This window comes from Ramlibacter albus, from assembly GCF_014297445.1.
Taxonomy (GTDB): Bacteria; Pseudomonadota; Gammaproteobacteria; order Burkholderiales; family Burkholderiaceae_C; genus Ramlibacter; species Ramlibacter albus.
Genome location: NZ_JACORU010000002.1, coordinates 34,715 through 61,239, shown reverse-complemented (window position 1 = coordinate 61,239; position 26,525 = coordinate 34,715). Strand labels below are relative to the sequence as shown.

Below are 26,525 nucleotides of genomic sequence, written 5' to 3'. Positions count from 1 at the left end.
TCCTAAACCAATCGATCCTCCGGAGAACACCCATGCTCAAGGGCAAGACAGCACTCGTCACCGGCTCCACCAGCGGCATCGGCCTCGGCATCGCCAAGGCGCTGGCCCAGCAAGGCGCGAGCATCGTCCTCAACGGCTTCGGCGACGTGGAAGGCCCCAGGGCCGAAGTGGCGAAGCTGGGCGTGAAGGTGGGCTACCACGGTGCCGACATGAGCAAGCCGGCCGAGATCGAGGCCATGATGAAGTACGCCGCCGCCGAGTTCGGGCGCGTGGACATCCTGGTCAACAACGCCGGCATCCAGCACGTGGCGCCGGTGGAGGATTTTCCGCCGGAGAAGTGGGACGCGATCATCGCGATCAACCTCTCGTCGGCCTTCCATGCGAGCCGGCTGGCGATTCCGGCGATGAAGGCGGCGGGCTGGGGGCGGATCATCAACGTGGCTTCGGTGCATGGGCTCGTCGCCTCCGCACAGAAGTCGGCCTACGTCGCTGCGAAGCATGGCCTCGTCGGCCTGACGAAGGTCACGGCTCTCGAACTGGCCACGACCGGCGTCACCTGCAACGCGATCTGCCCCGGCTGGGTGCTGACGCCGCTGGTGCAGAAGCAGGTCGATGCCAAAGCCGAGGCGATGAACCTGTCGAACGAAGAGGCGAAGAAGCTGCTGCTGGCCGAGAAGGAGCCGTCGCTGCAGTTCACGACGCCGGAGGAACTGGGCGGCCTCGCCGTGTTCTTCTGCTCACCCGCCGCGAACAACACGCGCGGCGTGGCGTGGAACATGGATGGGGGCTGGGCGGCGCAGTAATCAATCGTCGAGCTTCAGCTCGTAGGGGTGCGTGAGCTCGAACCGCCCGTCGGCAAGGTCATAGTCCCACCGCTCCACCTTGCACACCCGCGGGATGTCCGGCGCCGGTGACACCCAGCGGATCACGTTCACCGAATTCGGCGAGTTGTGCCGCACCCGCAGGGACAGCGCGGTGCCGGCCTGGATGCAGTACATCGGCCGCTTCGTCTCCTTCACCACCGCGCACACGTCGCTCACGTACGGCAGGTGGATGTGCCCGCCCAGCACCAGGTCGGCCCCGGCCTCGGACCACGCCTTCACAGCGTCGCCACCGCCGTGCAGCCGATCCTTCTCGTCCTCCGGCCGCATCACGCACGCGGGCTGGTGCGTCACCACCACGCGCAGGTGGTCGCGCGGCACCTTGCGCAGCATGTTCGCCACGCGCTCGATCTGCTCGCGTGACACCTCGCCGTCCTTGTGACGCTCGGGCCGGGTGGTGTTCACGCCGATGAAGATCGCATCGGGCAGTTCCAGAACCGGGTTGAGCTCCTCGCCGAAAGCCGCCATGTAGCCGCGATACGGCGCCGCCACGCGCGCGAGCACGTTGTACAGCGGGATGTCATGGTTGCCCGGCAGCGTGAGCCGCTTCGCGATGCCGAGCGAGTCGCAGAACTCGCGCGCCGCGGCGAACTGCGCGCTGCGCGCCCGCTGCGTGATGTCGCCGGAGAGGATGAGCGCATCGAACTTCTGCTCGCGCACGAGCGCGCGCAAGGCCTCGACCACCGGCGGGTCCTCGGTGCCGAAATGCGTGTCCGAAATGTGGAGGACCGTGCTCATTCCACCGGCTTGAGCAGCAGCAAGGGCCGGGGCGAAACGGAGAAGCGCAGTGGCGGCACCATCTGCACTGTCTCACCGTCCGTGGCGGCATGCAGCGTGCCATGGCGCGGCGCGGCCACGGTGAGCGAGCGCAGCGCATGCACATCCACTTCCGGGCTGTCCGCCAACTGGCCGAACACCGCGCGCGCGATCCACCGCAGCTTGGCCCAGCGGCCCGCCGGCCGCGCGACCATCGCGACGAGCCGCCCTTCCCCCACGTGGGACGCGAGCTCGGGCGACACACCCGCCTGCTCCAGCTGCAGCCGGTTGTTGCCGACGAACAGCGTGGGCGTGTGCAGGGACGTGAGGCGCCCGTCGAGCTCCAGCTCGATGTCCAGGTGCCGGCGCCAACCGAGCAGCGTCTTCAGGCCGGAGAGCACCGCCACCCAGCGCCGGCGGCCCAGCCGCTCCTTCATCACCTCGCGGTCCTGCAGCAGCTGCGGGTAGAGCCCGATGCTGCCGTTGACCAGGAACACGCGTTCGTTGAGCAGGCCCACCTGCACGGGCTCCACCTCGGCCCGCAGCAATGCCTTCGCAGCCTCGGCGGGTTCGAGCGGCAGGCCGTTGTCGCGCGCGAAGAGGTTGAAGGTGCCGGTCGCGATCACGCCCAAAGGGCAGGCATGCGCCAGCGCCGCCTGGGCGGCCGCGTTCTGCGTTCCGTCGCCGCCGACCGCGACAAGGGCTCCGCCCGCTTCGCTCGCCAGCCGCGCGGCCTTCTGGCATTCCGCGGCCACTTCGCCGGGGTCGATGCAGACGAAGTGCACCTCTCGGCCGGCTTCGCTGAACACGCGTTCGATGGCCTCGCGCGCTTCCTCGTCCTTCTTGCGGCCCGAGCCGCGATTGAGCACGACGAAGTAGGAGCGCACGGGCTCCTCCGCGCTTTCGGCAATGGCTGTCCTGGGTGCTGGCGCAAGCATCGGGCCAGTATCCGGGCCGGGGGCGCCGCACCCTGTCGGAGGGGGCCTACCGCAGCTGTACGGAACCCGAGACGGTGACGACGACGGAACTCTTGCCCGGCTCCACCGGCACAGGCGCATCGGCGGCCTTCGCCTCCATCGACATCACGGCGCCGCGCATCGGCCGCGGGAAGCCCATGTCGTTGCTGTTCACCGCCACTTCGCGCAGCGTGTAGCCGCTGAAACCGAAGCCCTTGGCCAGCTCCGCGGCGCGCGCCTTGAAGCGCTCGATGGCCTGCGCCTGCGCTTCGGTTTCCACGCGCGCGCGCTGCTCGCGGCTGAGGCTGAAGCCCACGCCCGCCAGCGTCATCGTGTTGATGCGCCCCGCGGCCTGCGTGATGCGCGGGAAGTCGCGGCCTTCGAGGACGAGTTCGGCGGTGCCGTTCCATGCCGCGATGCGGCCGTCGCGGCCATGGCGCGGATAAAGCGAGAAGTTGCCGGTGCGCACGTCCATCTGCCCGGGCTGCGCCGTCTTGCGCGCCTCGTTCAACGCCGCATCGAGCGCGGTCTTCAGCTGGTTCTGCACCGCGGTGGGGTCCGCGCCCTCGCGCGTGACGCTGAGCGTCATCGAGAGCAGGTCCTGCTGCACTTCCACGGTGCCGGTGGCTGAAAGCTGGAGCACGTTCTGCGGGGGCGGCACCTGGGCCAGTGCGGCTGCCGGCGCGAGCACGAGCGCGGCAAGGAGGTTCTTCAAGTTCATGGGTGCCATCCTAGCCAAGCGGCTTTACCCATGCGAAACAAAGTCTTCAACTGAACCCGCACGGAAAGAGTTACAAAGCACGCACCATGAGTGCCTCAGCAATCGCCCTGAACCGCTTCGGCCTGGGCGCGCGGCCCGACGAGCCGCCGCCGGCCGACCCGCAGCGCTGGCTGCTTTCGCAGTTCGACCGCTACGAGGCCCTGCCCGCACCGTGGCAGGCGCGCGCCCGCACGCCCGCGCTCGTGGAGGTGTGGCTCGCACAGCAGCGCGCCGTGCGCCGCGCGCCGCCGGGCGAGCGCGCCGGCATCCGCGAGGCGTACGTGCGCCAGGGACGCGACGAGTACGTGTCCGCCGTGGGCGCGCGCGCGACGAGCGCGCTGCAGGCGAGCGCGCCTTTCGTCGAGCGGCTCGTGCACTTCTGGTCCAACCACTTCGCGGTGTCCGTCGACAAGCTCGCGGTCATCGGCATGGCCGGCAGCTTCGAGGCGGACGCGATCCGCCCGCACGTGCTGGGCCGCTTCGAGGACATGCTGCTTGCCGTCGTGCAGCACCCGGCGATGCTGCTGTTCCTCGACCAGGCGCAGTCGGTCGGGCCCACGAGCTTCTTTGCGATGCGCGGCGGCGGCGGCGGTGCCGAGGGCCAGCAGAACCGCCGCGGCCTCAACGAGAACCTCGCGCGCGAGATCCTCGAGCTGCACACGATGGGCGTTCGCAGCGGCTACACGCAGCAGGACGTGACCGAGTTCGCGCGCGCGCTCACCGGCTGGACGCTGCCGGGCGACGGTTTCCCGGGCGCGGCCGGCACGCCCACCTTCCGCTTCGTGCCTGCCCTGCACGAACCCGGCGCGCGCACGGTGCTGGGCCGCACCTATGCCGAGGGCGGCGAGCAGCAGGCGCGCGCGATCCTGCACGACCTCGTCACCTCGCAGGCCACGGCGCGCCACGTCGCGAGCAAGCTGGCGCGGCACTTCGTCGCCGACGAGCCGCCGCCCGCGCTGGTGCAGCGGCTGGCCGATACCTTCGCGCGCACGGGCGGCGACCTGCCCAGTGTCTATCGCGAGCTTGTGACTGCGCGCGAAGCCTGGCAGGCCACCGCCGCGAAATTCAAGTCGCCGTGGGACTGGGGCGTCTCCAGCCTGCGCGCGCTCGGCCGGCAGGAGCTCACGCCGATGCAGGCCACCACCCTGATGAACCAGCTCGGCCAGCCGGTCTGGCGGCCCGGTTCGCCCGCCGGCTACGCCGACATCGCCGCAACATGGGCCGCGCCGGACGCGCTGCTGCGGCGCGTGGAAGTGGCGCAGCGCGTCGCGTCGCAAGCCGGCGACGCCGTCGATGCGCGCGCGCTCGCGCCCCGCGTGCTGCCCGGCACGCTGAGCGAAGCCACCGCCGGCGCCATCGCCCGCGCGGAAAGCGCAAGCACCGCGACCGCGCTGCTGCTGGTGTCCCCCGAGTTCCTGAGGAGATGAGCATGAGCCTCGACCGACGCAGCTTCCTGGGCACGGCGGCCATCTTCGCGGCGCCTCGCGTGCTGTTCGCGCAGGCCGCCACCGAAAGGCGTTTCGTCTTCATCATCCAGCGCGGGGGCGCGGACGGGCTCAACACCGTCGTGCCGTACGCCGAACCCGCCTATTCAAGGGCGCGCGGCGCGCTTGCGATCGACCCGGCCGCGGCGCTCAAGCTCGATGGCAGCTTCGCGCTGCACCCGTCGCTCGTCGAGTTGCACAGGCTCTACGGCGCGGGCCAGGCGAGTTTCTTCCACGCCGTTGCATCACCCTACCGCGACCGCTCGCACTTCGACGGGCAGAACGTGCTGGAAACAGGCGGCAGCGCCCCTTATCAATTGAAGGACGGCTGGATGAACCGCCTCGTGGGCATGCTGCCGCGCGGCGGCAAGCAGCCCATCGCCTTCTCGCCCGCGGTGCCGATGGCGCTGCGCGGCTCGCTCGAGGTCACGACGTACGCGCCCACGGCGCTGCCGCGGGCCAGCGACGACCTGCTGACACGTGTCGACCAGCTCTATGCGAAGGACGCGCAGCTGCATGCGCTGTGGTCGTCGGCACTCGAAGCGCGCGAGATGGCGGGGGGCATGGCCGGCGGTGGCGGCGCCCGGCAGGATGCCGCGGCGCTCGGCCGCATGGCCGCGAGCTTCCTCGCGCGGCCGGACGGCCCGCGCCTGGCGATGATCGAAACGAACGGCTGGGACACGCACACCGGCCAGAACGGCCGGCTCGCGGCGCAGCTGCGCGGCCTCGACAACCTCGTCGCGGCCTTGCGCGAGAACCTCGGCGCGGCGTGGGCGCAGACCACGTTGCTCATCGCGACGGAGTTCGGCCGCACGGTGGCCGCCAACGGCACCGGCGGAACGGACCACGGCACCGCATCGGTCGCGATGCTCGCGGGTGGCGCAGTCCAGCACGGCCGCATCGTCGCCGACTGGCCCGGTCTGGAATCGGCGAACCTCTACGAAGGCCGCGACCTCAAGCCCACGCTGGCGCTCGACGCCCTCGTCGCTTCGGTGTGCTCCCAAGCGTTCGGCCTGGACCCGGAGCGCACATCGCGTGCACTCTTCCCCGGTGCCGTGCATGCGAAGGCCCTCCCCCAGCTCCTACGCAGCTGAACAGTCGCCAAATGCCTGCTACAGGCCCGCTTCGGCGGGTTCCCAGCGGCCGCAAAACTTGTAACAGTGTGTCATGGTGCCCGTTTTCGGGCGCACGAAAGGTGACAAGCGCTTCAGAATCGGCGCTGTTACAAATTCAGTTGGGAGCACTATGACTCAAGCTACGGCCCGAACCGACAAGATCCTCGTGGTGGACGACGACGCGCGGATCCGTGACCTGCTGCGCCGTTACCTCACCCAGGAAGGGTTCGAGGTCATCCTTGCCGAGGACGGCAAGGCGCTCAACCGGCTGATGCTCCGTGAAACGGCCGACCTGATCGTGCTCGACCTCATGATGCCCGGCGAGGACGGCCTGTCGATCTGCCGGCGCCTGCGCGCCGCGAACGACCGCACCCCCATCATCATGCTCACCGCCAAGGGCGAGGACGTGGACCGCATCGTCGGCCTCGAAGTCGGCGCCGACGACTACCTCGGCAAGCCCTTCAACCCCCGCGAGCTGCTGGCCCGCGTGCATGCCGTGCTGCGCCGCCGCCCCGCGCAGGAAGCGCCGGGCGCGCCCTCTTCCGACAACGAGGTGGTCACCTTCGGCCCGTTCGCCTTCGATCTGGGCGCGCGCACGCTGCGCAAGAACGGCGAGGAGCTGCCGCTGACCACGGGTGAGTTCGCCATGCTCAAGGCGCTGGTGCGCCACCCGCGCCAGCCGCTGTCGCGCGAGAAGCTGGCCCAGCTGGCCCGCGGCCGCGAGTTCGAGCCCTTCGACCGCAGCCTCGACGTGCAGGTGTCGCGCCTGCGCAAGCTCATCGAGGCCGACCCGGCATCGCCGCGCTACATCCAGACGGTCTGGGGCGTGGGCTACGTGTTCGTCCCCGATGGTGCAGGCTGACCCCGGGGATAAACTGGGGCCGTGATCAGAGGCGTGACCCAAAGCATCGAGGCGACCGGACCGGTACCGCTCGAAACCGCGCCCGCGCCACTGGAGCTGCGCCCGCGCGTGGGGCTGTCGCTCTTCTGGCGCACCTTCTTCCTGCTGTCGCTGCTGCTCGTGGGCAGCATCGTGGCGTGGCTGCAGACGTTCCGCCAGCTGGAGTTCGAGCCGCGCGCCGTGCAGACCGCGCAGCAGATCGCATCCCTCGTCAACCTCAGCCGCGCGGCGCTCGTCCACGCGGACCCGATCGCGCGCGTGTCGTTGATCAAGACGCTGGCCGACCAGGAAGGCGTGCGGATCGTCCCGCGCGAGCCGACCGACAAGTTCGACCCGCTTTCGGCCAGCGCGCTGGACCGCCGCATCCTCGACGAACTCGTCGCGCGCCTGGGCAACGGCGCTCAGATGGCTAGCGCGGTCAACGGCGAGAAGGGGCTGTGGATCGGTTTTCGCATCGAGCAGGACCAGTACTGGATGCTCATGGACCGCAACCGCTTTTCCAACGTGGGCGGGCGGACCTGGCTGGTGTGGCTGATCACCGCGGCGGGCTTGTCGCTGGCGGGCGCTGCGGTCATTGCAAGGCTGATCAACCGGCCCTTGAAGCAACTCTCGTTCGCGGCAAGCCGCGTGCGCGACGGTGACTTCGACGCCAGCCGGCTCGACGAGAAGGCCGTCACCTCCGAGATCCGCGAGGTCAACATCGGCTTCAACCGCATGGCGCAGCAGCTGGCCAAGATCGAGCAGGACCGCGCCGTCATGCTGGCCGGCATCTCGCACGACCTGCGCACGCCGCTGGCGCGCCTGCGCCTGGAAACCGAGATGAGCGTGGCCGACGCCGACGCGCGCGAGCACATGGCGGCGGACATCGACCAGCTGGACAAGATCATCGACAAGTTCCTCGACTACGCGCGGCCGGACCATGCGGAGCTCAAGCCCGTGTGCCTGAACGACGTGATCGAGGCCTGCATCTACGCCATCCAGGACCAGGGCGACATCCGCGTCAACCTCGACATCGGCAAGAACCTCTACGTGATGGCCGACGAGGTGGAACTCGCGCGCGTCATCGCCAACCTGCTGGAGAACGCGCGCCGCTACGGCAAGACGCCCGAGACCGGCATCGCGGTCGTCGACATCAGCGCCAAGGCGCGCAACGAGTGGGTGCTGCTGAAGGTTCGCGACCACGGCATGGGCGTGTCGCCCGAGGCCCTGCCCAACCTCGTGAAACCGTTCTTCCGTGGCGACGCCGCCCGCACGGCGGCCACCGGTGCCGGCCTGGGCCTGGCCATCGTCGACAAGACGGTACAGCGCATGGGCGGCATCTTCGCGCTGGCCAACACCACGTCGGGCGGGCTGGCGGCGCACATCAAGCTGCAGAAGCCGAAAGCCATGCCTCCGGTGCCGGGAGGCGGCGACCCGTGGCCTCGCATGCGCGAGGCGGAAGAACAGGCGGGCTAGCGTTTCGCCGCCGGGCCGCCCCAAGGCGAAACAGCCCCCTCGGGGGGCAGCGATCCTCGCGAAGCGGGGAGCGTGGGGGCTAACAGTTCATTTCCAGAGGCGCGACGCGAGGAAGCTCGATTGCACGTCGGGCTGCATCGCGCGCTTCCGGGCCGCACGCACCACCACGACGAGGCAGCACACGGCCATCACGAGGATGTCGCCCAGCCAGAAAGCGATGGGCACCTGCACCTGCATCCAGCGGAAGCCGGAGGCGAGCGACACGACGACCAGCACCACGAAAATCGCCAGCACGGCCAGCGACTTCGGCGCGACGAACTGGCGCATCAACGCCAGCGTGCCCAGGTTGATGCCCAAGCCGAAAGCGACGAGCACCCAACGCCGCGGGGACGCCAGCTCGCCGATGGCGCCATCCATCGTGCTCGCGCTCACGGCCACGGCACAAAGCAGCGCGAACAGTGCCGCGCCCACCGCGATGAAGATCCGCCCTTCGGCGGTGGCCTCACGCACGGCCGTGGAGCAAGACTACCGCTCTCGCTTCGATGCCCTGGCCCTGGCCCACGGGCCCCAGTTTCTCCGCCGTCTTCGCTTTCACGTTCACCTGTGCCTCCTGCAGGCCCAGCGCCTGCGCGATCCTGGCGCGCATCGCGGGGATGTGCGGCGCCAGTTTCGGCGCCTGCGCGATGATCGTACTGTCCACGTTGGCGATTTGCCAGCCGTTTTCCCCTATCCGTCGCGCCGCTTCCACGAGCAGGGCCATCGAATCGGCCCCGCGGAAGCTTTCGTCGGTGTCCGGGAAGTGCCGGCCGATATCCCCCAGGCCGGCCCCGCCGAAGAGCGCGTCCGTGATGGCATGCAGCAAGGCGTCCGCGTCGGAGTGACCGAGCAGCCCCTTGTCGAACGGGATCTCCACGCCCCCCAGCACCAGCTTGCGCCCCGGGACGAGCGCGTGGACATCCCAGCCTTCGCCAATACGCAGCTGCATGGCTAGCGGCGCGACTTCAACACGGCCTCGGCCATCGCGAAGTCGTCCGGGTAAGTCACCTTGAAGTTGTGCGCCCCGGCCTCCACGAGCAGGGGCTTGAGCCCCATCTTCTCGATGGCGCTGGCTTCGTCGGTGGCGCTGTCGCCCGCGCCCTCAAGCGCATGCCGCAGCATGCCCAGGCGGAACATCTGCGGGGTCTGCGCCAGCCACTTGCCATTGCGCTCGATCGTCTCCACCGCGCGGCCGTCACGTTCCACCTTCAGCGTGTCCGGCAGCGGGTGCGCGAGCAAGCCGCCGACCTCGTCGCCCACGCAGGCGTCGATGAGGCGGTTGATCAAATCGGGCGTGATGAGGCAGCGCGCGGCGTCGTGCACCAGCACCCAGTCGTTGTCGACCGCGCCGACGCGGCGCAGCTCGCGCAGGCCGTTGGCCACGCTTTGCGCGCGCGTGGCACCGCCCACCGGCACGACGAGCGCCGACGTACTGGGGTTTCGCTCGAAGAAGCCGTCGCCCTCGGCCACCACCACCAACGTGCGCGCGATGCGCTTGACGCCCGCGAACGCCGACAGCGTGTGCCACACCATGGGCTGGCCGGCGACCCGTTCATATTGCTTCGGGCCGGTGGTGCCGGCGCGCGTGCCGTGCCCCGCGCACGGGATGAGCGCGAAGAAACGGGAATTCGTTGCTGAGTCCACCATATCTTTCAAGCCATTCTAGAATCGCTGCACACCCCCCGCCAGTTGGCCGAGGGGTGTTTGCATTTTCATGGAACTCCCCAAGCTTTCCCCCGGCAAACGCTTTACCCTGCCCCGCCCCGTGGGTTCAGCCGACGCGCTGTTGCTTTCGCGCCTCGGCGAGCGCGACAAGCAGCAGAAGAAGTTGACGGCCATCATCGCGGCCGACGCCACGGACGCGCAGCGGCTGCTCGAAGAGATTGCATTTTTCGCGCCCGACTTGCGCTGCGCGCTCTTCCCCGACTGGGAAACGCTGCCGTACGACCAGTTTTCGCCGCACCAGGACCTCATCAGCGAACGCCTCGCGACACTGTGGCGCATCCTGCAGCGTGAAGCCGATGTCGTGGTGGTCCCTGCCACCACCGCGCTCTACCGCGTCGCACCGCCGAGTTTCCTCGCGCGCTACACCTTCCACTTTGCGGTGCGGCAAAAGCTCGACGAGGCGCGGCTGAAGGCCCAGCTGACGCTCGCCGGCTACAACCACGTCACGCAAGTGGTCAGCCCCGGTGAGTACGCGGTGCGCGGCGGCCTCATCGACCTGTACCCGATGGGCTCGACGGTGCCCTACCGCGTGGACCTGTTCGACGATGAGGTCGATTCGATCCGCACCTTCGACCCCGACTCGCAGCGCAGCCTGTTTCCGGTGCCCGAGGTTCGCCTCCTGCCCGGCCGCGAGTTCCCGATGGACGACGACGCGCGCGCCAAGTTCCGCAGCCGCTGGCGCGAGCTGCTGGAGGGCGACCCGACCAAGAGCCGCATCTACAAGGACATGGGCAACGGCGTGGCCACGGCGGGCATCGAGTACTACCTGCCGCTGTTCTTCGAAGAGCCGGCCACGGTGTTCGACTACTTCGGCGAAGACGCGACCGTGGTGTTGCACGGCGACCTGGAGCCCGCGTTCCAGCGCTTCTGGCAGGACACGAAGGACCGCTACCGCCTCGTGCAGGGCGACCCCGAGCGGCCCGTGCTGCCGCCCGATGCGCTCTTCCTCTCCGCCGAGCAGTTCTACACGCGCGCGAACTCGCACGCGCAGCTCGCGTTGCGCGCGGGCGTGGAGGACGTGGACCACAACCCGTGGTTCGCCAAGCTCGACGACGTGTCGGTGGTGCGCGGCGCGGAAGACCCGCTCGCGCGCCTGAAGCAGTACGCCGCGAACACGCAGCACCGGTTGCTGCTGCTCGCCGAAAGCGAAGGCCGGCGCGAGAGCCTGCTGGACTTCCTGCGCGCGAGCCACCTGGCGCCCCCTTCGTTCGACACGCTCACCGAGTTCCAGGCGTCCGAAGAAAAGATCGGCATCGCGAGCGCGCCGCTGGCCACCGGCTTCAGCTGGGTCGAGCAGGCGATCGACTTCATCACCGAGACCGAGCTCTTCGCCGCCACGCCCACCACGCGCCGGCGCAAGAAGCAGGAGCAGGTCAGCGACGTCGATGCGCTGATCAAGGACCTGTCGGAGCTGAACATCGGCGACCCCGTCGTGCATGCCGCGCACGGAATCGGCCGCTACCAGGGCCTCGTGAACCTCGACCTCGGCCAGGGCAACACCGAGTTCCTGCACCTGCAGTACGCCGACAAGGCGACGCTGTACGTGCCGGTGAGCCAGCTGCATTTGATCAGCCGCTACACCGGCGTGGGCGCGGACGAGGCGCCGCTGCACAAGCTGGGTTCGGGCCAGTGGGAGAAGGCCAAGCGCAAGGCGGCCGAGCAGGTGCGCGACACCGCGGCCGAGTTGTTGAACCTGTACGCGCGCCGCGCCGCGCGGCAAGGCCACGCCTTCCGCTTCACGCCGCAGGACTACGAGCAGTTCGCCAACGACTTCGGCTTCGAGGAGACGCCGGACCAGAACGCGGCCATCCACGCTGTCATCCAGGACATGGTGTCGCCGCACCCGATGGACCGCCTCGTGTGCGGCGACGTGGGCTTCGGCAAGACCGAGGTGGCGCTGCGCGCGGCGTTCATCGCGGTCACCGGCGGCAAGCAGGTGGCTTTCCTCGCGCCGACCACGCTGCTGGCGGAGCAGCATTACCAGACGCTGGTGGACCGCTTCTCCAAGTGGCCGGTGAAGGTGGCGGAGATGAGCCGCTTCCGCTCCACCAAGGAGATCAACGCCGCGCTGAAGGGTCTGGAGGACGGCAGCATCGACATCGTGGTCGGCACGCACAAGCTGCTGTCCCAGTCCACGAAGTTCAAGAACCTGGGCCTCTTGATCATCGACGAGGAGCACCGCTTCGGCGTGCGCCACAAGGAAGCGATCAAGGCGATGCGCGCGGAAGTCGACGTGCTCACGCTCACGGCGACGCCGATCCCGCGCACGCTGGGCATGGCGCTCGAAGGCCTGCGCGACCTCTCCGTCATTGCCACCGCGCCGCAGCGGCGCCTGGCGATCAAGACGTTCGTCCGCAATGAAGGCAGCGGCGTGATCCGCGAGGCCGTGCTGCGCGAGCTCAAGCGCGGCGGCCAGGTCTACTTCCTGCACAACGAGGTGGAGACCATCGAGAACCGCAGGCAGTCGCTGGAGCAGCTGCTGCCCGAGGCGCGCATCGCCGTCGCGCACGGCCAGATGCCCGAGCGGCAGCTGGAGCATGTCATGCGCGACTTCGTGGCGCAGCGCTTCAACGTGCTGCTGTGCTCCACGATCATCGAGACCGGCATCGACGTGCCGACGGCCAACACCATCGTGATCGCGCGCGCCGACAAGTTCGGGCTGGCGCAGCTGCACCAGCTGCGCGGGCGCGTCGGCCGCTCGCACCACCAGGCGTATGCCTACCTCATGGTCCCCGACGTCGAGGGCCTGACCAAACAGGCCGCGCAGCGCCTCGAAGCGATCCAGCAGATGGAGGAGCTCGGCTCCGGCTTCTACCTCGCGATGCACGACCTCGAGATCCGCGGCGCGGGCGAGGTGCTCGGCGAGAACCAGAGCGGCAACATGCTGGAGGTCGGCTTCCAGCTTTACAACGAGATGCTGTCCGAAGCGGTGAAGTCGCTCAAGGCCGGCAAGGAGCCGGACCTGCTGGCGCCGCTGTCGGTCACGACCGAGATCAACCTGCATGCGCCCGCCCTGCTCCCCGACGACTATTGCGGCGACGTGCACCTGCGCCTGTCGTTCTACAAGAAGCTTGCGACCGCGAAGAACGAGGACCAGATCGACCGCTTGCTCGAGGAGATCGTCGACCGCTTCGGCAAGCTGCCGCCGCAGGCGCAGACGCTGATCGACGTGCACCGGCTGCGCGTGCTGGCGCGTCCCTATGGCGTGGTGAAGGTCGACGCCGCGCCGACGGTGATCAACATCGCCTTCAATCATAACCCGCCGGTGGAGCCGCTGGCCATCATCCAGCTGGTGCAGAAGAACAAGCACATCAAGCTGGCCGGCAACGACAAGTTGCGCATCGAGAAGTCGCTCGTCGAGGTCAAGGACCGGGCGCAGATGGTGCGGGACGTGCTGCGGTCGCTGGGGACGCCGAAGGTTGCGGAGCCGGCCTAGGAGCCTGGAGCGCGCGACGCAGTGTTCCGTCGACCAGGGCGACAGTGGAAACGAACCCAGGCTCATCGACCGACAGCGAATCGATCAGCTTGTTCGCCTTGGGCGATTGCTTCGGGTCGTCCTGCGCGATGTAGCGCGCGAGAACGTTGGTGTCGAGGCCGATCACCGCGCCGACGAGCCGCGCGCCGCTATTGCGGCGTTCATGGCCGCGATCGAGACGCGCTTGCGCTTGCCGAACAGACCCTTCAGTTCAGAAACGTCGCGCGTGGCAGCGACGATCTCGAACCGGCCGGGTTCGACTTCGATGAATATCCGGGCGCCTGCGCGGCGGCGGCGATACCGCACGCGAGGAGAAGCAGCAGCGCCGCCCGCTTCAAGCCGCGTCCCACGCCGCGTGGAAGCCGAACGGCACCACCTGCGGCAGGTGCAGCGTCGCCCTCGCCTGCATCGAAGCCGGGTCCACCACCGCAACCACGGAGCCGGTGTCGTCGTCCGCGAGGGTCGGCACGAGCAGCACACCGTCCTCCTCCTCGGTCGAGCCCGGCCAGTCGACGAACAGCGGCTCCAGCTGCGCGGCATTCGGCCGCTGGTAGGTGCCGCACACCTGCTTCGCGTCGAGGTCCACTTTCACGGTGCGGTCCAGCGACGGGTTGCGGCGCTGCGGGTCGGCGCCGGCCAGCCACGCATACCGCGCGCGCTTGTTGGTCCAGTAAGCGCCGTGCACCATGGGCAGGTCGACGTCGGGCACGAACACCTCCGGCTCGGCGCTCCCCTTGCCCGCCTGCAGCCGGTAGCGCGCGATCGACGCGACGACGTCCAATGGCTTGCCGCCCCGCAGCCGCTCGAGCGTGAGCATGCCGAAGATCGACGGCTCGGTGTTGCACAGCTCCAGCACGATGTCCGTGCCGTCGTCATAGGCCTGCACGGCGTGAAAGGCCACCATCGGCGGCACATCCCAGCTGCGGATGCTGCCGTCCGCCCGCGACACGGCCACGATGCGCGAGCCGGCTTCGGGCGTCCACGTGAAATTGTCGATGTAGGAGTTGCCGGTGAAGATGAATTTCAGCGGCTGCGCGCGCAGCGCGGTCTCCCACACCAGCACGTGCGTGGGCGTGAGCGCCAGTGCGTGCAGGTAGCCGGACTTCGGCACGGTCCAGCGGCCCACCACCTCGCGCTGCAGGCTGCCGGGCCGCACGCGGAACACCTTGTACGTGCACTTCGGCCCGAGCTCCACGCCGACGTTCCAGTAGTTGCCGTCGGCGTCGTTGATGCCGTGCGCGGACATCAGGTGCAGCTTCTCCTTGTCGGTGAAGTTCACATGGCCCTGCGTCTCCAGCGTCACGGGGTCGAAGGCCGTCACGAACGGCGTCTCCGTCTGCGCCACCCATTGCCCGCCGATGCGCGCCATGGCCACGGCGGTGTTGTCCGTGATGCGCTCCTTGCCGATGCGGCCGAAGAAGCCCAGCGGGTCCGGCGTGGCGAAGCCGGGCAGCGCCGGCTTGCGGGCCGCAACGCTCGCCCGGTAGTCCGCCGTCTGCTGGAAGCGGCTGCGGTAGCGCACGCCGTTGGCATCGATGCTCACGCGATGCATCATCGCCAGCCCGTCGAACCAGTGCTTGTAGCCGCCCTCGGGGAGGTCCCACAGCGCCGGCCCGTTGAGCAGCAACCCGCCGCGCAGCCAGCCAGGCAACTCGCCGCGCACCTCCACCGACGCTTCGTCGATCTCGCGCGCGCCGCTGTGGTAGCCGCGCAGGCGGCCCGGTGCGGCGACGGCTCGGGTTTCGCTGGGTGTGATCGCGGTCATGTCGCGCCCCTTCCTCGTGATGGGATGCCGTCTATACGGGCGGCGGCCATCATCGGATGCACCCGCCTTGCCGTCAATCAGGCGCGACGAGCCTCACCGTGGGGAAGTAGCTCTCGTAGCGCCGCACGTCCCGCGTCAGCACGGCCCAGCCCTCCACCGCGGCCTGCGCACCGATGAAGAAGTCGGCCAGGACGTTCACCTTGTTGCCGCCCTGGCGGCGATATTTGAGGAAAGCCTTGCCGGCCAGGAACAGCGCCGGCCGGGAGATCTGCTCGACGGGCAGTTCCAGGGCGGCCAGCACGTCGTCGAGGACTTCGACCATGCTGAACGCGAGCGAAAGTTCGGAGTAGATGACGGGGTTGATCACGAGGCGGTGGACCTGGGCCTGGGCACGCAACTGCGCCAGGGACCACTCGGCCCAGTCCGGGTCGTTCTCGAATACGTCGACCAGGACGTTCGTGTCGACCAGCACCGTGCCGCCGGCCGCGAGCCGCGGGCGCTCAGCCACGCAGGAGCGCCATGAGGTCCTGCGTGCGCCATTTCACATCGGCCTTGCCGCGCGCTGCTTCGAAGCGATCGGCAGGCGCCTTGCGCGACTTCCCGCGCGCCGGCGCCACCTTGTGCAGCACGACGTCCCCTTCGCGGTTCACGGCGAAGTCGACAGACGTGCCGGGCGCGAGCCCCAGCTCGTCGCGGATGCGCTTGGGGATGGTCACCTGCCCCTTCACTGTCAGTTGGGTCGACACGGCTGTGCTCCGAGTGGAAGTCTTACTGGATTCTAGCGCGGTAATACCTGAGACAATCAGGCCATGAGCCACGTCACAGAATACGCCCCCGGCCTCGTCATCCAGGGCTTCACCCCGCCCCTCGATCTGTCCGATTTCAAGCTCATCGCGTTCGACATGGACTCCACGCTGATCAACATCGAGTGCGTGGACGAGATCGCCGACGCCGCGGGCCGCAAGGAGGAAGTGGCGGCCATCACCGAGGCCGCGATGCGCGGCGAGATCGCCGACTACAAGGAGAGCCTGCGCAAGCGCGTGGCGCTGCTGCGCGGCGTGACCGTGGCGGACATGGAGCAGGTCTACACCGAGCGCCTGCAGCTCAACCCCGGCGCCGAAACGCTCGTGAAGGCGTGCAAGGCCGCCGGCATGAAGGTGCTGCTGGTCTCGGGCGGCTTCACCTTCTTCACCGACCGCATCCGCGACCGCCTCGGCATCGACTACACGCGCTCGAACGTGCTGGAGATCAAGTCCGGCGTCAATTGCGGCGAGCTCACCGGCCGCATGGTCGACCAGGAATGGGGCGACATCTGCGACGGCGCCGAAAAACGCAAGATGCTGCTCGAGACCTGCGCGAAGCTGGGCATCCCGCCGAAGCAGGCCATCGCGGTGGGCGACGGCGCGAACGACCTGCCGATGATGGGAGAGGCGGGGCTGTCGGTGGCATACCACGCCAAGCCGAAAGTGCGCGAGCAGGCGATGGTGGCGATCAACTCGGGCGGGCTGGACCGGCTGCTCGAGGTCGTGCGGCCCTAGCAGCCCGGACCGCAGACTTCAGTCTGGCCGGCAGGCAGGCAGGCCGTCCCGACAATGCGGGCTCCTCCACCCCCTGCCCGCCATGCAACCCTTCAGCCCGAACACCGCCGCCAGCGTCCGACGCGCCAGTGCAGCGCATCTGGCCGCCGCACTCGCGCCGGTCTCGCCCGAGGACAACCCCGGGTGGAGCTCGCTGATCGGCGAACTCGACGCCGCCCTCGCGCAGGTCGACCGTGACCCCAACGCGCTGGACGCGTGCCTCTGGGCCTTCCCCGGGCGGGCGCGCGAGCTTCAACAGAACGACTGGTCGTTCCAGCTCGCGGACACGCTCGTCGCTCGCGCCCTGCACCCGACGGTGCTGCGCTCGGCGGCCGGCCACGCGATCCTGGAGGTGCTGCGCAAGAACTACAACAAGATGCCCAGCACGTCGCGCGACCGGTTGATGGCCATGCTCACGTCGCATACGCCGCGGGTGCCGTCTTCCGCAGTCGCACGCGCCCTTGCGGTCAAGCTGGTCAAGCACCATCGGGGCGATGCCATCGACGTCTTCCGCCACTGGGCCGCCGCGTCCAGCGCAACGCCCGAAGGCCACCCGGACCGCGAAGGCCTGGCGCACATGGCGGTGCTGGGCGCGATGGCCGTTGGCGACCTGCATTTGCCGGCCGCGGACTCGTCCGGACCGGTGCAGCGGGCGACGCCATCGTTCGTGCTTGCAAGAATGCGCGTCGGCCTGCCTTCCGAGCGTGTATGCGCGCTGGTGAACGCCGGGAACCCCCTGGAAGACAAGCGCCTGCGCCTTGCCACGAGCGTCGTGCGCATCGCCGGCCCGCAGGACCTGCAGGCCGCCTGCAACGTGGCATTCCGCGTCATCGAACAGGGCACGCCCGAGACCCGGCAGGCCACTTTGGCCGACCTGCCGGCCGCGCTCGCCGATGCATGCCGGGGCCGCTCGCCCTGGCCGCGGGCTGCCTTCGACGCCTGTGGTGCCGTGCTGATGACCCCCAGGCTCGCGTGCACCCCGGAAGCCGCGGCATTCGCCAACCTGCTGACGGACCACTTCGACGAGCTGGCGCCGCGCCAGCGCGATGCCCTGCGCGAGCTGCTGGCGCGATTGGCGCAATACGACCTGCCGCCGGGCACGCAAGCCGCCACCACCCGCCTCACTCGAATGCTGGAGCCTTGCTCGCGGGTCGATGAGTGCCTGGCGGCACTTGCCCACCCCGAGCTGGGGCCGGCGCAGCCGGTGGTCGAGGAGCTCGCCGAGAGTGCGACGTTCCTGTCGCGTGCGCAGAAGTCCCGCCTGCTCGCCACGCTGCAGCGGCAAGCAGGCACGTACCTGGCCCACGAGCTGCAGCTCGAGGTGGCCCGGCTCGTCGTGCGCTGTTTCCCGCAGCAGGAAGCCGGCGCTTTCTTCGGGGCGGAGATTCCCGCCGGGCTGGCAGCCGCCGGCCAGTGGTTCCTGGCCAAGCGCTACGCTGTGGACTTGCCGCGTGGCGATGCTTTCAACATGGCGGCGTACGCCATCGAAGAGGACGCTTGCGCTCTTCGCAGCGAATTGCTCCAACCCCGGCCGGTGCTGGAGACTGTGCGGCTCTGCCTGGACGCCGTGCTGCGCAACGAATGCCGCATGGGCGCGACGCATCACAACGTGCTTGACTTTGCCGGCAGCAGCCACCGGGTGTTCGCCGACCGGCTGGCGGAACTGCTGGCGGAACTGCCTCCGCAGTTGCGTACGCTGGCAGCGCGCAATGCCAGGATGACGGGCGCGCTCCTGGCGCAAGAGCCCGCACTGGCTTCAGGGCTCCATCTGGTCACGGCGAACCTGGCGCCCGGCGACGCCCCGGTGCGCATCCACGTGCCCGAGCGCCCGTAGCCGCGCGCCTGCCCGGCGCTCATGCGCGTCGAGCTCACCCGGGCAGTCGCACGATGAACTCCGTCCCCCGCCCCACGGCACTTTCCACCTCGATGCTCCCGCGGTGCATCTCCACCGCGTTCTTCACGATCGCCAGCCCCAGCCCCGTGCCGGGGATGTTGCCGACGTTGCTCGCGCGGTGGAACGACTCGAAGAGGTGCGGCACTTCGTCCGCGGGGATGCCGATGCCTTCATCGCGCACGCGGAACACCGTCTGCCCGTCTTCGAGCGACACCTCGAACCGAACCTCGCCCCCGCCCGGCGAATACTTGATCGCATTCGACAGCAGGTTGCCGAAGATGTGCCGCAGCAGCTTCTCGTCGTAGCTGCCCTCGCCCACGCCGGGCCCCCAGTGCAGCGTCACGTTGCACTGGCCCTCGGGGTGCTGCGCGCGCGCTTCGTCGACGAGCTGGCGGCACAGCGCGGGCAGGTCCAGCCGCTTCGGCTCGTACTCCAGCATCTGCGCATCGGCCTTTCCGAGCAGCAGCACGCGGTCCATCATGCGCGACATGCGCTGCACGCCGTCGGCGATGCTGCCCAGCACCTCCAGCCGCTCCTGCTGCGGCAGGCGGTCGCCGTAGTGCCGCAGCAGCTCCTCGGCCGACAGGATGGCCGCCAGCGGCGTGCGGAATTCGTGGCTGGTCATCGCCACGAAGCGTGAGCGCAGCTCGTTGAGCGCCTTCTGCTGCTCCAGCGCCTCGCGGATGTCCGCCTCGGACTTCTTGCGTTCGGTGATGTCGAGGAAAGTCCAGATGACGCCCGAGTCGGGGTCGTTGGGCCGCACGCAGCTGCCGCCCATCTCCACCCAGAACAGCTCGCCGCTGCGGCGCTTGAGCTGCATCTCGCAGTTGTAGGAGTTCGTTGCGATGAGCGAGGCGCGCGCGACCTCGCCGAACTGTTCCCACGCCTCTTCGCTCGAATGGATGTAGTTGGAAGGCTGCCCGATCAGGATCTGCCGCGGGTAGCCGAGCATCTGCGCGAACTTCTCGTTCACCCACTCGTGGCGCCGGTTCACCGAAAGCACGATGCCGACCACCGCGTTGTTCAGGATCGCCTCTCGCTCCGACGATGTCTTCTGAAGCTGCTCTTCCAGCTCCTTGCGGCGCGTGATGTTCATCACCACCCACACCGTGCCCTGGCTCAGGTCGAGCCGGCTGACGGCCTTGCCGGACAGCGAGACCCAGATGCGCGAGCCGTCCACGCGCTGCATCTGCAGCTCGGTCTCGTAGATCTCGCCGCGCGCCACCGCATGCGCCACCGCCGCACCCACGCGCAGGTAGTCCTCGCGCGAGGTGTAGAACGGCTCCATCGAGTGCACGTTCTTGCCGCTGGTGCCGAAGATGTCCATCATCGCCTTGTTGGCCCAGCGGAAGCGCCCGGCCGGCGTGAGGAAGGCGATGCCGACGATGGAGCTCTCGAGGATGATCTCGCGCTCCTCCAGCACCGTGCGCAGGCGCCCCTGCGACTCCTTCAGCGCCTCCACCATCGCGTGCTCCGCGGCGATGCGCGCCTGCGCCTGTTCCTTGAAGCGGCGCGCCACGTTGATGCGGTCGGCCAGCGCGAAGGACAGCAGCACCATCTCCAGCCCGGAGCCGATCAGCAGCGCGTTCGACGTGACCGGGTTCGACGGGATCACGCCCGTGTTGTGCAGCGCGAGCGTGACCACCCCTGCCAGCAGCACGGCCCACGCGGTGAAGAAGTGCTTCGCGCCCGCGAACTCGCGGCGGATGCTCTCGTAGGCGATGGCCGCCATCGTCACCACGCCGACCACCGCCAGCACGGTGATCATGTACGACGAATAGCGATACGGCAGCGCGAGCGCGACGACGAGGCACAGCACCCAGCCGGCCATCTGCGCGAGCATCAGCTTGTCCAGGCGGGGCATGCGCGCGGCGCTGGAGAGGAAGTTGCGCGCGAAGGCGAAGCCCATGATGCCCGCCATCGACAGGCCCGCGGGCGGCGACACGCCGTTCCACCAGTCCCACGTGGGCCAGAGGAACTGCGCGCCGAGCCCGGTGAGCGCCGCCAGGCCGATGCCCATCGCCGCCGCGAAGCCGCCGTACATCAGGTAGCCGATGTCGCGCACGCTGCTGAAAAGCAGCAGGTTGTAGAGCATCAGCCCGATCACCAGGCCGAAGTAGAGGCTGAGCGCCGCGTACGAAGCCTGGTCGTGCCCGTTGAGCGCTTCCCAGCGCCACAGCTTCGCGGGCGCGGACACGGTGCCCTCGGACTCGATGCGCAGGTACAGCGGCGTGGTGGTGCCCGGCGGCAGGTTCAGCTGGAAGATGTGGTTGCGGTGCGGGATGGGACGCGAGGTGAACGGCAGCGAGTCGCCGCCGGCCTGCCGCATGTAGCCGGCGGCCGTGCCCGGCGAATACACGTCCACCTTGTCCAGCGGCGGGTAGGCGATCTCGAGGAACCAGCGCGGGTCCGCGCCCGGCAAGGTGGCGAGGTCCACGCGCAGCCAGATGGCGGAAGTGGTGAGGCCGAAATTCGCGGCAGGCCCGCGCGCCGGCACGGGGCGGAACTGCGCTTGCCGCGCGGGCTGCAGCACGTCGTCCAGCGTGAGCTTGCGCTCGGGGTCTTCGAGGTAGGTGAAGGCGCGGTTGAGGTCGTAGCCCGGTTCGGTGCCCAAGGCGACCGGCCCTGCGGGCTGCGCGCCCGCCGCGGCGCACAGCAGGGCCAGCACGAATGCCACGAAGCGCTGCGGCAACGTCATGAAATCCCGTGCACCGTGGGCTGCCCGGCAGCGGCCGTGCGCAGCCGCGTCGCGCGGTGCAGCAGGAAGCCCACCACCGCGAGGTTCAGCAGGTTCCACGCAATGCCGTTGACGAAAGCCGCCTGGTAGGAGCCCGTCCAATCGAACACCGCGCCCGACATCCAGCCGCCCAGTGCCATCCCGAGCAGCGTCGCCATGAGCACCGTGCCGACACGCGCGCCGGCTTCGGCCGGCGGGAAATACTCGCGCACGATCAGCGCATACGCCGGCACGATGCCGCCCTGGAACAGGCCGAACATGGCCGACACGAGGTACAGCGACACGAGGCCCTTGAAGGGCAGGAACATCAGGAGCGCCACGCCCTGCAGCACCGAGCCGAGCAGCAGCGTGCGCAACCCGCCGATGCGGTCGGAGATCCAGCCCGATGCGAGGCGGCTGAGCACGCCCATCGCCAGCATCAGCGAGAGCATCTCCGCGCCGCGCGCGGGGCCGAAGCCGAGGTCACCACAGTAGGCGACGATGTGCACCTGCGGCATCGACATCGCGACGCAGCACGACACGCCGGCCACGCACAGGAGCGCCGTGAACGCAGCCGGAGACAGGCCGAGCGGCCGTGAGTCGGCGCCGTGCACGGCGGGCGCACCGGTGTGCACCGGCGTCACCGGCACAGGCACGGCTTCGGGCGGCCTCTTGCGAAGCACGAGCGCCAGCGGCAGCATCGACACCACGCAGAACACCCCGATCCCCACGTACGTCGCGCGCCACCCGTACCCCTCGATGAAGTACTGCATCACCGGCGGCCACAGCGCGCCGGCCGCGTAGTTGCCGCTCATGCAGATGGCCAGCGCGACACCGCGTCGCCGGTCGAACCACTGCGACGTGTCCGCCACCAGCGGCGCGAAGGTCGCGCTCGTGCCGAGCAGCCCGATGAAGACCCCGTGGAACAGCCCGAACACGGCCAGGTGCGGCGCAAGCCCGGCGCCGACGAAGCCGATGCCCAGACCGAGGCTGCCCACCAGCACCGGCCAGATGACGCCCGCGCGGTCCGCCAGCCTGCCCATCAGCACCCCGCCGATGCCGAAGCCGATCATCGTGAACGTGTAGGGCAGCGACGCGTCGCCGCGCGCCGCGCCGAAGTCCTGCTGGATGCGCGGCAACACCACCGTGATGGAATACATCCCGCAGCCGCCGATCGTCATCAGCAGCAGCGACACGCCCAGGCGCAGCCATGCATAGGGCGACTCGATCATTTCGGGGCCGGCGCGGTTGGATTTCACGGCAGCGCGGATGTTACCCATCCGCTAAGTGCTTTCCACAGCGCCCCTTCGCCCCCGCTCGCGTATGTTCCAATCCACGGCGTCAGCCCAGGAGGATTTGGAATGAAGAAGTTCGCAGGCGTCGCGCGGGCGGCCCTTGCCGCCGCCGCGCTGTTCGGCGGCACGGCCGTTTGGGCCGCGCAGGTGGTGGTGGGCCAGGTCGGCCCCATGTCGGGCCTCGAGGCCAGCCAGGGCCGCGCGTACGCGGCCGGCATGCAGCTGTATTTCGACTCGGTCAACAAGGCCGGCGGTGTCGGCGGCAACACCTTCAAGCTCGTTCGCCGCGACGACGGCGGCCGCCCCGAGGACACGGTGTCGATCACGAAGGCGATGATCGCGGAGGAAAAGCCCACGGTGCTGGCCGGCTATTTCGGCAGCAAGAACATCGCGGACCTCGTCGCTTCCGGCATCCTCGCGCAGGAGAAGATCGCGCTCGTCGGCTACCGCACCGCGGAGATCCGCCCCGAGACGCCGTACCTGTACAACGTGCGCGCCGGCCTGAAGGACGAGATCGACAAGCTCACGCAGCACCTGGCCACCATCGGCATCACCAAGCTGGCGCTGTTCTACGAGGACGGGCCCGGCGCGCCCGCGCTGCTCACCGCCGCCGACGAGGCCGCGAAGAAGGCCAAGGCCTCCATCGCCGTGAAAGCCCCCTACCCGGCCGGCACGGCGCGCGTCACGCCCGCCGTGGACGCCGTCATCAAGGCCGCGCCGCAGGCCGTGATCATGGTGTCCACCGGCGCCGCGGCGGCCGGCTTCATCGAGCAGTACAAGGCGGGCGGCGGCACGGCGCAGCTCTTCACGCATTCCGGCGCCGACATCGAGCAGATGGCCAAGCGCCTGTCGGAAGAGCAGATGCAGGGCGTGGCCATCACGCAGGTGACGCCCAGCCCGTACAAGGTGAACACGCGCCTGACCAAGGAGTTCAACGAGCTCGTCACGAAGGCCGGCAACCTCGACGTGCCCGTGAGCTACTCGATGATCGAGGGCTACATCGCCGCGAAGGTGATCGCCGAGGCGGCACGGCGCCAGGGCGGCAAGGCCTCGCGCGAGGGCATGGTGGCCGCGCTCGACTCCATCGACAACTTCGACATGGGCGGCTACGCGGTGGGCTTCAAGCCCAACCAGCGCAACGGTTCCAAGTTCGTCGAGCTGTCCATCATCAGCGGCGCCGGCAAGATCCGCCAGTAAGCAGGCGACTACAGGGGCGCGTGCCGGGCGCCGACGAAGCGCGGCCGCGCGGCGCCCTATGGTGACTGCAGAGGTCACCGACATGCAAAGCACCGCGCCGCGCCCGCGACACTTCTCGATGGTGCGAGGTTTCCACCTCGCCGATTTCTTCACCCTCGGCAACGCCGCGTGCGGCGTTGGCGCCGTGATGCTCGCCATGCTCTACATGGCCACGCAATCGCGCGCGCACTTCTTCGCGGCGGCCGCGCTCGCACCGGCGGCCTTCGTCTTCGACGTGCTCGACGGCCGCATCGCGCGCGCACGCCACCAGCACTCCGCACTCGGCCGCGAGCTCGACTCGCTCTCCGACGTCATCTCCTTCGGCGTCGCGCCCGCGGCGCTGGCGTTCGCCGCCGGCATGCAGGGCGGCTGGGACGCCGCGGCGCTCATCTACTTCGTGTGCTGCGGCGTGAGCCGGCTCGCGCGCTACAACGTCACGGCCGAGCAGCTGGCCGAAGGCGGCGACAAGGTGAAGTACTTCGAGGGCACGCCCATCCCGACCAGCGTGGTGCTCACCGCGATCCTCGCGTCCGCCGCGTGGAAGGGCGACATCGGCACCGAGCTGTGGGGCGGCAGCTTCGAGCTCGGCCCGTGGGACCTGCACCCGCTGGTGCTGCTGTTCGTGCTGTCGGGCTCGCTGATGATCAGCAAGACGCTGCGGATCCCGAAGTTCTGAAGGCTAGCGCCGGTTCTTCTGCCAGATGGCCACGAGGATCAGGCCGTAGGCCACCAGCCGCACGATGTAGAACAGCGGCGCCTTCTCGTCCGGCACCTCCACGAGCCCCAGCACGATGCGGTTGAGCCCTTCGATGGCGAAGGAAGCCGCGAAGTAGAGGAAGAACGTGTCGCGCGTCTGCCGCCAGAAGCGGAAGAAGAACAGCCCCGCGAGGAACGACGCGAGCGCGATCGCGCCGGTGAGCATCTGGTCGACGGGGCTCATTCGTCCTCCCAGACCAGGCCGAACAGCAGCATCAGCACGGCGATGAGCGCGGCGCACAGCCGCCATGTGAGCAAGTCCACCTCCACCGGGTACACGACCTTGTCGAGAACCAACAGCACGTTGTTGAGCGTGAGGCCCGCGAAGCACAGCGCACTCCAGAACAGCAGCCGGTGCCCCGCGCCGCGCCAGGCGCGCCAAAGCAGCACGCTGCAGGCCAGGCTCGTGAGAGCGCACAGGGAATAGATCAATGCCGCCATGTCGTCCCCATCAATTGTTGTCCTTGCGCAGCCGGAAGGCGTCGGCGAACTGCTGGGCCCGCTTGTCGACACGCGAGTGGATCAGGTCGGTCACCGCGACCAGGTTGGTCGAATACGCTTCTTCGACGTGGCCGAGCAGTGCGTCCAGCTCGGGCGTCGGGCCGTACGCAAATGAGCTGCCCTCGCGCTCCACGGCGATGCCCGCGTCGCGCAACGCGTCGAGCAGCTCGGCCCCTTGCCGCTCGGGGAGGTAAAGACGGTGGGCCAGGTCCGGTGCATTCCAGCTCGGCTGTGAGCGGCTGCGCAGCAGCAGCAGTGCCTCCATGAAGGGCACCGACGGCACGCTCGTCAGGATGAATCTGCGGACCTCAGGCGGAAAATCGGCCTTCATCGCGCACACACAAGATACATTGCGGCAAATGTACCGCGACACACAGCCTCCCGGGGCTGACGAGCTGCGCATTTTCCTCGGCTTGTGGCCCACGGCAGCCGTGCTTGCACAGCTCGAAGAAGCACGATCGCAGTGGTCCTGGCCCGCGGGCACCAGCCGCACGCGGGCCGAGCGGCTGCACGTCACGCTGCACTTCATCGGCGGCGTGCCTGCATCGCGGCTGGATGAGCTGCGCTCCCACCTCGCGGTACCGTTCGAGCCTTTCACACTCGAGTTGTCGCAGCCGCAGGTGTGGCGCGGGGGCATCGCGGTGCTCGCCGCACCGGAGGTCCCGCCCGGCCTGGCGCTGTTGCATTCGCGCCTCGCCGAAAGACTGCGGAGCCTGGAACTGCCGGTGGAGCAGCGCCCCTACCGGCCGCACGCCACCTTCGCGCGCAAGGCGTTCGGCGCGAAGCTGCCGCCGTCGCCAACGAAGGTGGACTGGCCCGCGCGCGAGGGCTACCGCCTCGTGCGCACGCTGCCCGGTGGCCGCGGCTACGAGCCGCTCGCGGGCTTTTGCTGAGGGGCGCAGCGCCTGGCCTTGTCGATGACGCTGCGCGCGTCTACTTCCGCGGACAGCGCCTCGTCGAGCGGCGAGCGGCAAAGGCCGGCGTGGCGGAAGTGCAGGTTCTCGTACAGCTCGGCGGTGGCAGGGAAGGCATCGAGCAGGGTTTCCAGCGCGATGTCGCGCGGCGCGACCTCCAGCTCGGCGGCCAGGTGCTGCACCACGGCCCGGTACTGCTCGGGGTCGACGGCGACCGTGCTGCGCTCCAGGCGCTCGAGCACGCGCGCCAGCACGACCAGGTTCTTGTGGACGGTGGTGGTCATACCCCGAAGCTAGGATGTGGCAGTACGCCTCGCAAGGAGGCGG

General features: G+C 69.1%; 27 protein-coding genes. 11 read left to right on the top strand and 16 right to left on the bottom strand.

From position 1 onward, the window contains the following. Positions 1-32 precede the first annotated feature (32 nt). Positions 33-803 carry a 3-hydroxybutyrate dehydrogenase gene (locus H8R02_RS07095; RefSeq protein WP_187080685.1) on the top strand — a complete coding sequence of 257 codons (771 nt, stop codon included), beginning with the start codon at positions 33-35 and terminating at the stop codon, positions 801-803. On the opposite strand, the gene H8R02_RS07090 is transcribed toward H8R02_RS07095, so the two are convergent. Genes H8R02_RS07090 through H8R02_RS07080 form a run of 3 tightly spaced genes read right to left on the bottom strand, consistent with a single transcriptional unit; the run spans position 804 to position 3,323 of the window. After that, on the bottom strand, positions 804-1,619 hold the full coding sequence (locus tag H8R02_RS07090) for a metallophosphoesterase family protein (protein ID WP_187080684.1): 816 nt from the start codon (positions 1,617-1,619) through the stop codon (positions 804-806). It lies immediately after the preceding gene. Beyond that, positions 1,616-2,575, bottom strand: a complete 960-nt coding sequence (locus tag H8R02_RS07085) for a diacylglycerol/lipid kinase family protein (protein ID WP_187080683.1) — start codon at positions 2,573-2,575, stop codon at positions 1,616-1,618. The genes H8R02_RS07090 and H8R02_RS07085 overlap by 4 nt, the downstream gene beginning before the upstream one ends. A gap of 46 nt (positions 2,576-2,621) precedes the next feature. Continuing rightward, positions 2,622-3,323 (bottom strand): SIMPL domain-containing protein, encoded by a 702-nt coding sequence (locus H8R02_RS07080; RefSeq protein WP_187080682.1) that lies wholly within the window; start codon positions 3,321-3,323, stop codon positions 2,622-2,624. Positions 3,324-3,400: 77 nt separating this feature from the next. Between H8R02_RS07080 and H8R02_RS07075 the strand changes: the two genes are divergently transcribed. The 4 genes from H8R02_RS07075 to H8R02_RS07060 all read left to right on the top strand — a co-directional run bounded on the left by H8R02_RS07075 (position 3,401) and on the right by H8R02_RS07060 (position 8,308). Continuing rightward, positions 3,401-4,780: a DUF1800 domain-containing protein gene (locus tag H8R02_RS07075; protein WP_187080681.1), complete on the top strand. Its 1,380-nt coding sequence runs from the start codon at positions 3,401-3,403 to the stop codon at positions 4,778-4,780. Next, a complete protein-coding gene (locus tag H8R02_RS07070) occupies positions 4,777-5,931 on the top strand; it encodes a DUF1501 domain-containing protein (RefSeq protein WP_435531264.1) in 1,155 nt (384 codons plus the stop codon). Before H8R02_RS07075 ends, H8R02_RS07070 begins: the two co-directional genes overlap by 4 nt. Positions 5,932-6,082: 151 nt before the next feature. Continuing rightward, positions 6,083-6,814 carry an osmolarity response regulator transcription factor OmpR gene (gene ompR / locus H8R02_RS07065; RefSeq protein WP_187080679.1) on the top strand — a complete coding sequence of 244 codons (732 nt, stop codon included), beginning with the start codon at positions 6,083-6,085 and terminating at the stop codon, positions 6,812-6,814. 21 nt (positions 6,815-6,835) lie between these two features. Then, the gene (locus H8R02_RS07060; protein WP_354004881.1) at positions 6,836-8,308 is read left to right on the top strand and encodes a sensor histidine kinase; all 1,473 of its coding nucleotides are present in this window, start codon (positions 6,836-6,838) and stop codon (positions 8,306-8,308) included. Between the two features lie 87 nt (positions 8,309-8,395). Here the strand turns inward: H8R02_RS07060 and H8R02_RS07055 are convergent, their stop codons facing one another. From H8R02_RS07055 to ispD, 3 genes are read right to left on the bottom strand one after another with little or no spacing between them, the layout of a single operon-like run. Continuing rightward, a complete protein-coding gene (locus tag H8R02_RS07055) occupies positions 8,396-8,818 on the bottom strand; it encodes a hypothetical protein (RefSeq protein WP_187080678.1) in 423 nt (140 codons plus the stop codon). Then, positions 8,811-9,293 carry a 2-C-methyl-D-erythritol 2,4-cyclodiphosphate synthase gene (gene ispF / locus H8R02_RS07050; protein WP_187080677.1) on the bottom strand — a complete coding sequence of 161 codons (483 nt, stop codon included), beginning with the start codon at positions 9,291-9,293 and terminating at the stop codon, positions 8,811-8,813. Before ispF ends, H8R02_RS07055 begins: the two co-directional genes overlap by 8 nt. Before the next feature lie 2 nt (positions 9,294-9,295). Then, entirely contained in the window at positions 9,296-9,991 is a 696-nt protein-coding gene (gene ispD / locus H8R02_RS07045; protein ID WP_187080676.1) for a 2-C-methyl-D-erythritol 4-phosphate cytidylyltransferase, read from the bottom strand. 67 nt (positions 9,992-10,058) lie between these two features. Between ispD and mfd the strand changes: the two genes are divergently transcribed. Continuing rightward, a complete protein-coding gene (mfd, locus tag H8R02_RS07040; protein WP_187080675.1) occupies positions 10,059-13,505 on the top strand; it encodes a transcription-repair coupling factor in 3,447 nt (1,148 codons plus the stop codon). Positions 13,506-13,667: 162 nt separating this feature from the next. Here the strand turns inward: mfd and H8R02_RS07035 are convergent, their stop codons facing one another. The 4 genes from H8R02_RS07035 to H8R02_RS07020 form a co-directional block, all read right to left on the bottom strand. Beyond that, the gene (locus H8R02_RS07035) at positions 13,668-13,850 is read right to left on the bottom strand and encodes a hypothetical protein (protein ID WP_187080674.1); all 183 of its coding nucleotides are present in this window, start codon (positions 13,848-13,850) and stop codon (positions 13,668-13,670) included. A gap of 28 nt (positions 13,851-13,878) precedes the next feature. After that, positions 13,879-15,309: a carotenoid oxygenase family protein gene (locus tag H8R02_RS07030; RefSeq protein WP_187080673.1), complete on the bottom strand. Its 1,431-nt coding sequence runs from the start codon at positions 15,307-15,309 to the stop codon at positions 13,879-13,881. 73 nt (positions 15,310-15,382) lie between these two features. Further along, on the bottom strand, positions 15,383-15,817 hold the full coding sequence (locus tag H8R02_RS07025) for a type II toxin-antitoxin system VapC family toxin (RefSeq protein ID WP_222622390.1): 435 nt from the start codon (positions 15,815-15,817) through the stop codon (positions 15,383-15,385). Beyond that, positions 15,810-16,055 (bottom strand): AbrB/MazE/SpoVT family DNA-binding domain-containing protein, encoded by a 246-nt coding sequence (locus H8R02_RS07020; protein WP_187080672.1) that lies wholly within the window; start codon positions 16,053-16,055, stop codon positions 15,810-15,812. The genes H8R02_RS07025 and H8R02_RS07020 overlap by 8 nt, the downstream gene beginning before the upstream one ends. Positions 16,056-16,118: 63 nt before the next feature. Between H8R02_RS07020 and serB the strand changes: the two genes are divergently transcribed. Beyond that, a complete protein-coding gene (serB, locus tag H8R02_RS07015; protein ID WP_187080671.1) occupies positions 16,119-16,847 on the top strand; it encodes a phosphoserine phosphatase SerB in 729 nt (242 codons plus the stop codon). An 82-nt stretch (positions 16,848-16,929) separates the two neighbouring features. After that, positions 16,930-18,720, top strand: coding sequence for a hypothetical protein (locus H8R02_RS07010; RefSeq protein ID WP_187080670.1), 1,791 nt, complete (start codon positions 16,930-16,932; stop codon positions 18,718-18,720). Between the two features lie 34 nt (positions 18,721-18,754). On the opposite strand, the gene H8R02_RS07005 is transcribed toward H8R02_RS07010, so the two are convergent. Then, positions 18,755-21,478: a 7TM diverse intracellular signaling domain-containing protein gene (locus H8R02_RS07005; RefSeq protein WP_187080669.1), complete on the bottom strand. Its 2,724-nt coding sequence runs from the start codon at positions 21,476-21,478 to the stop codon at positions 18,755-18,757. Further along, complete coding sequence (locus H8R02_RS07000) at positions 21,475-22,776, bottom strand: MFS transporter (RefSeq protein ID WP_435531263.1); 1,302 nt, start codon at positions 22,774-22,776, stop codon at positions 21,475-21,477. Before H8R02_RS07000 ends, H8R02_RS07005 begins: the two co-directional genes overlap by 4 nt. Before the next feature lie 81 nt (positions 22,777-22,857). Between H8R02_RS07000 and H8R02_RS06995 the strand changes: the two genes are divergently transcribed. Together H8R02_RS06995 and H8R02_RS06990 are read left to right on the top strand one after the other, a co-directional pair. Beyond that, complete coding sequence (locus H8R02_RS06995) at positions 22,858-23,988, top strand: ABC transporter substrate-binding protein (RefSeq protein WP_187080668.1); 1,131 nt, start codon at positions 22,858-22,860, stop codon at positions 23,986-23,988. 82 nt (positions 23,989-24,070) lie between these two features. Continuing rightward, complete coding sequence (locus H8R02_RS06990) at positions 24,071-24,703, top strand: CDP-alcohol phosphatidyltransferase family protein (RefSeq protein ID WP_187080667.1); 633 nt, start codon at positions 24,071-24,073, stop codon at positions 24,701-24,703. Between the two features lie 3 nt (positions 24,704-24,706). Here the strand turns inward: H8R02_RS06990 and H8R02_RS06985 are convergent, their stop codons facing one another. From H8R02_RS06985 to H8R02_RS06975, 3 genes are read right to left on the bottom strand one after another with little or no spacing between them, the layout of a single operon-like run. Further along, entirely contained in the window at positions 24,707-24,967 is a 261-nt protein-coding gene (locus H8R02_RS06985) for a DUF5985 family protein (protein WP_255429219.1), read from the bottom strand. After that, positions 24,964-25,224: a DUF5985 family protein gene (locus H8R02_RS06980; protein ID WP_187080666.1), complete on the bottom strand. Its 261-nt coding sequence runs from the start codon at positions 25,222-25,224 to the stop codon at positions 24,964-24,966. Before H8R02_RS06980 ends, H8R02_RS06985 begins: the two co-directional genes overlap by 4 nt. A 10-nt stretch (positions 25,225-25,234) precedes the next feature. After that, on the bottom strand, positions 25,235-25,615 hold the full coding sequence (locus H8R02_RS06975; protein ID WP_187080665.1) for a hypothetical protein: 381 nt from the start codon (positions 25,613-25,615) through the stop codon (positions 25,235-25,237). 28 nt (positions 25,616-25,643) lie between these two features. On the opposite strand from H8R02_RS06975, the gene thpR reads away from it, so the two are divergent. Continuing rightward, positions 25,644-26,177 (top strand): RNA 2',3'-cyclic phosphodiesterase, encoded by a 534-nt coding sequence (gene thpR / locus H8R02_RS06970; protein ID WP_187080664.1) that lies wholly within the window; start codon positions 25,644-25,646, stop codon positions 26,175-26,177. On the opposite strand, the gene H8R02_RS06965 is transcribed toward thpR, so the two are convergent. Next, positions 26,150-26,482, bottom strand: a complete 333-nt coding sequence (locus H8R02_RS06965) for a hypothetical protein (protein WP_187080663.1) — start codon at positions 26,480-26,482, stop codon at positions 26,150-26,152. The genes thpR and H8R02_RS06965 overlap by 28 nt on opposite strands. Between the last annotated feature and the right edge of the window lie 43 nt (positions 26,483-26,525).